At 36.4% G+C, this 4,657-nt stretch carries 5 protein-coding genes; 4 read left to right on the forward strand and 1 reads right to left on the reverse strand.

Going from position 1 to position 4,657, the window contains the following annotated elements; genetic code table 11:
• Positions 1-166: 166 nt before the first annotated feature.
• Positions 167-586: an SMI1/KNR4 family protein gene (locus FTT63_RS14820; protein ID WP_001180106.1), complete on the reverse strand. Its 420-nt coding sequence runs from the start codon at positions 584-586 to the stop codon at positions 167-169.
• Between the two features lie 139 nt (positions 587-725).
• On the opposite strand from FTT63_RS14820, the gene FTT63_RS14825 reads away from it, so the two are divergent.
• From FTT63_RS14825 to FTT63_RS14840, 4 genes are all read left to right on the forward strand, one after another.
• Positions 726-1,046, forward strand: coding sequence for a type II toxin-antitoxin system RelE/ParE family toxin (locus FTT63_RS14825; protein WP_000897307.1), 321 nt, complete (start codon positions 726-728; stop codon positions 1,044-1,046).
• The gene (nadS, locus tag FTT63_RS14830; RefSeq protein ID WP_000369781.1) at positions 1,039-1,311 is read left to right on the forward strand and encodes a NadS family protein; all 273 of its coding nucleotides are present in this window, start codon (positions 1,039-1,041) and stop codon (positions 1,309-1,311) included. Before FTT63_RS14825 ends, nadS begins: the two co-directional genes overlap by 8 nt.
• A 492-nt stretch (positions 1,312-1,803) precedes the next feature.
• Entirely contained in the window at positions 1,804-3,279 is a 1,476-nt protein-coding gene (gene msr(E) / locus FTT63_RS14835) for an ABC-F type ribosomal protection protein Msr(E) (RefSeq protein ID WP_000052512.1), read from the forward strand.
• Positions 3,280-3,334: 55 nt separating this feature from the next.
• Positions 3,335-4,219 (forward strand): Mph(E) family macrolide 2'-phosphotransferase, encoded by an 885-nt coding sequence (locus tag FTT63_RS14840; RefSeq protein ID WP_000155092.1) that lies wholly within the window; start codon positions 3,335-3,337, stop codon positions 4,217-4,219.
• Positions 4,220-4,657 lie beyond the last annotated feature (438 nt).

A 4,657-nucleotide genomic window follows, 5' to 3' on the forward strand; every position in this document is an offset into this window, starting at 1 on the left:
GTTCTTTATCCGACATAGACACCAACATATCAAACCGTCCGCTAAGAAAATTGCAAAAGTGCATATTCTAAAAGCGGACATTTTTACTTTGGAGAAACCGGACATTTCTACTTTGGGCTTACATTTTAATTTCGTATAAGGTGTATTATGTTAATTTTAGAAATTCTTAATTTCCATCTATCCAAACTTGCTTGATCCAATCTGCTAAATCTTCCCACTGCTCATCGCTATATCCATCTGCTGTCCAATATCTAATTTTATGATTAGGAGATAGGCAATAATAACTACCATTATCTTCACAAATAGGTAGCCAATCTTCTGGCAGACCTTGCTCCCTAGCATCATTTAATATCTGAGATAGCCCTCGATAGCATTCTTTCTCATCTGTAAGAGACGCTAATTCAATTGTTCCATAAAAGATATTGCTAATCTCTTTCAAAACTTTTTTATAATCTTTTGGAAAAATAAAACCTATTTTTCGTTCATAAGCAGATATGAAAATATCATCAGGTAGTTCTATGTTTAGACGACTATTCCCAGATAGTTCTTTTAATTCTTGAATAATGTTATCAAGCTTATTTTGCATATACATTCTGCTCTATCGCATTAAAGTTCTTACTACAATTTAACATAATGGCTGTTATGCGAAACGAGATCTACCAGCTCTCGTTTTTTGTTATGGAAACTGCTAAAATTCAAATACGCCATTGACGTATAAAGAGTCCATGTTATTTATTGAAACCAGCATCTTTACCAAGCAAATTAAAGACCTTGTATCTGATGAGGAATATCGTCAACTTCAGCAAGATCTTTTGGTACAGCCTGATAGAGGTGACCTAATCAAGAATGGCGGTGGTATTCGCAAAGTACGTTGTGCTCAAGGTAACAAAGGGAAAAGTGGTGGGATACGGGTGATTTATTATTGGGTCACCGAGGATGATCAGATCTTTTTCTTAGTGGCTTATCCAAAATCAGTAAAAGATAATTTAACAGATAAGGAAACCGCCATTCTGCACCAACTCGTGAAGGAGCAATTTCATGGATAACAACTTATTTGATGACTTGGTTGCTTCAATCAAAGAAGCTGGAGCTATCAAACGTAAAGAAGTTAAAGCAAGCCGAGTTACAGAACTCGAATTGCCTGATATTAAAGAAGTACGTGAAAAAACTGGCTTGAGCCAAAATGAATTTGCTGCACGTCTACATATTAGCCCCCGTACCCTGCAAAATTGGGAACAGGGACGACGCTATCCAACTGGACCAGCAGCTACATTGATTCGAATTTTAGATGCTCACCCAAGCCTTATTTGAAAAAATTACTTAAAAAATGGGAGCTTAAGGCTCCCATTTTTATTTCGTATAAGGTGTATTATGTTAATTTTAGAAAATCTTCACTACTATTATTTTAAAATAAGCCTTATATCCAAGCATAAAACAAGGTTGTCTAGACTTCTTTTAACAGTAAAGTTATCATAAAACTGAATTTTATTTTTTAGGTAAGTTTATGCATTCTATCCGCATTCGTTAAGACACAACTATTTGCATAGTGACACTATTTTATAATGGTGGGCTTTTGTTGTGTCTTTAAGAATATATGCGGATATATAAAGTAAAAGTATGCTTAATTTATAAGTATGCTTTTAGTGCATAGTTTCCAGTTATAACTTAATTGACTAGCTATTTGTCCACCCTGTGGATGAATAGCTTTTTTTTTGGGAGGACACTGTGATGCTAGCTTTTGTTTTCACCTAAATCCTGTTTGCTGCATAAAAAATTTCAAGAGCTAAACAGGAGTAAATAAAAATGAGTTTAATTATTAAAGCGAGAAACATACGCTTGGATTATGCTGGGCGTGATGTTTTGGATATTGATGAATTGGAAATTCACTCTTATGACCGTATTGGTCTTGTGGGTGATAACGGAGCAGGAAAGAGTAGTTTACTCAAAGTACTTAATGGCGAAATTGTTTTAGCCGAAGCGACATTACAGCGTTTTGGTGATTTTGCACATATCAGCCAACTGGGCGGAATCGAAATAGAAACGGTCGAAGACCGGGCAATGTTATCTCGCCTTGGTGTTTCCAATGTACAAAACGACACAATGAGTGGCGGAGAGGAAACTCGTGCAAAAATTGCTGCCGCATTTTCCCAACAAGTACATGGCATTCTAGCGGATGAACCAACCAGCCACCTTGATCTCAATGGAATAGATCTACTTATTGGTCAACTTAAAGCATTTGATGGAGCATTACTTGTTATCAGTCATGACCGATATTTTCTTGATATGGTTGTAGACAAGATATGGGAGTTAAAAGACGGTAAAATTACGGAATATTGGGGTGGTTACTCGGATTACTTGCGTCAAAAAGAAGAAGAGCGACAACACCAAGCCGTAGAATATGAGCTGATGATGAAGGAACGGGAGCGATTAGAATCTGCTGTGCAAGAAAAACGCCAGCAAGCTAATCGATTAGACAATAAGAAAAAAGGAGAAAAATCCAAAAACTCTACCGAAAGTGCTGGACGACTTGGGCATGCAAAAATGACTGGCACCAAGCAAAGAAAACTGTATCAGGCAGCTAAGAGTATGGAAAAGCGTTTGGCTGCATTAGAAGATATTCAAGCACCAGAGCATTTGCGTTCTATTCGTTTTCGTCAAAGTTCAGCCCTAGAACTGCACAATAAGTTCCCGATTACGGCAGATGGTCTGAGCTTAAAATTTGGTAGCCGTACTATCTTTGATGACGCTAACTTTATAATACCGCTTGGCGCTAAAGTCGCTATAACTGGATCGAATGGAACAGGGAAAACGTCCTTGTTAAAAATGATATCAGAACGTGCTGATGGATTAACCATATCTCCAAAAGCTGAAATTGGCTACTTTACACAAACAGGATATAAATTTAACACGCATAAATCTGTGCTCTCCTTTATGCAGGAAGAGTGCGAGTACACAGTTGCGGAAATTCGTGCAGTATTGGCTTCAATGGGGATCGGAGCGAATGATATTCAAAAAAACTTATCCGACTTATCGGGAGGTGAAATCATCAAACTGCTTTTATCCAAAATGCTTTTAGGAAAATATAATATTTTGCTTATGGATGAACCAGGAAACTATCTTGACCTAAAAAGTATTGCCGCATTAGAAACAATGATGAAGTCCTATGCAGGAACTATTATCTTCGTATCTCATGACAAGCAATTGGTCGATAATATTGCTGACATTATCTACGAGATCAAAGACCACAAAATCATCAAGACTTTTGAGAGAGATTGTTAATGATAGCCAATCTAATCCGAACATTAATTATTGAACTCTTTAAAGGAAATTAAAAATGACAATTCAAGATATTCAATCACTTGCTGAAGCACACGGCTTGTTGCTTACGGACAAAATGAATTTCAATGAAATGGGCATTGATTTTAAGGTCGTTTTTGCTCTTGATACAAAGGGGCAACAATGGTTGCTGCGTATTCCTCGTCGTGATGGCATGAGGGAACAAATCAAGAAAGAAAAACGCATTTTAGAATTGGTAAAAAAACATCTTTCTGTAGAGGTTCCTGATTGGAGAATTTCATCTACAGAATTAGTGGCTTATCCCATACTTAAAGATAATCCTGTTTTAAATTTGGATGCTGAAACCTATGAAATAATTTGGAATATGGACAAAGATAGCCCGAAATACATAACATCTTTGGCAAAAACCTTATTTGAAATCCATAGTATTCCTGAAAAAGAAGTTCGGGAAAATGATTTGAAAATTATGAAACCTTCAGATTTAAGACCTGAAATAGCAAACAATTTGCAGTTAGTAAAATCTGAAATTGGTATAAGTGAGCAATTGGAAACCCGCTACAGAAAATGGTTGGATAATGATGTTCTATGGGCAGATTTCACCCAATTTATACATGGCGATTTATATGCTGGGCATGTACTAGCTTCAAAGGATGGAGCTGTTTCAGGCGTTATTGATTGGTCAACAGCCCATATAGATGACCCAGCGATTGATTTTGCTGGGCATGTAACTTTGTTTGGAGAAGAAAGCCTCAAAACTCTAATCATCGAGTATGAAAAACTAGGGGGTAAAGTTTGGAATAAACTATATGAACAGACTTTAGAAAGAGCAGCGGCCTCTCCTTTGATGTATGGTTTATTTGCCTTAGAAACTCAAAATGAAAGCCTTATCGTTGGAGCAAAAGCTCAGTTGGGAGTTATATAATTTAAAAATATGATTGCTGAGAACTGCCTTGTTTTGAAACTTGGTTGGCTTTAATTAGTTTTTAGTATTCTTTATAGAAAATGCCTCGATCAAGGGGCATTTCTAACAATCATTTAACATAAAATTTCTTATGTGAAGTAACCTTGTTAGAAACCATTTAAAGTGTCTATATTCTCACCAATAAAAATGTCTAGTTTATGATGGTTTTTACCATCATGGACTGGATATAAATTAGAGATGTTGATCACTATGTCTGACAAGGAAATTCAACGTCTTGCAGTTCTGCAAGACGTTCGAGATCATCGTATTACAGAGGTGGTCCCACTTGTTTGAACAACTAAAAGCGTATTTATAAGTGATATTCCGCTCTAGTTAAGCCACCTTGTTTTGTTGGGGTAGCTGATCATAGTAAAACTCATTTGGTGTCATTTTGTCTAG

It is taken from the genome of Acinetobacter sp. C15, from assembly GCF_013420645.1.
GTDB classification, from domain to species: domain Bacteria; phylum Pseudomonadota; class Gammaproteobacteria; order Pseudomonadales; family Moraxellaceae; genus Acinetobacter; species Acinetobacter indicus.

Excerpts from the sequence above, each read along its gene's own strand:
- FTT63_RS14820 (WP_001180106.1), bottom strand. The coding sequence starts at position 586 with ATGCAAAATAAGCTTGATAACATTATTCAAGAATTAAAAGAACTATCT.
- FTT63_RS14825 (WP_000897307.1), top strand. The coding sequence starts at position 726 with ATGTTATTTATTGAAACCAGCATCTTTACCAAGCAAATTAAAGACCTT.
- nadS (WP_000369781.1), top strand. The coding sequence starts at position 1,039 with ATGGATAACAACTTATTTGATGACTTGGTTGCTTCAATCAAAGAAGCT.
- FTT63_RS14840 (WP_000155092.1), top strand. The coding sequence starts at position 3,335 with ATGACAATTCAAGATATTCAATCACTTGCTGAAGCACACGGCTTGTTG.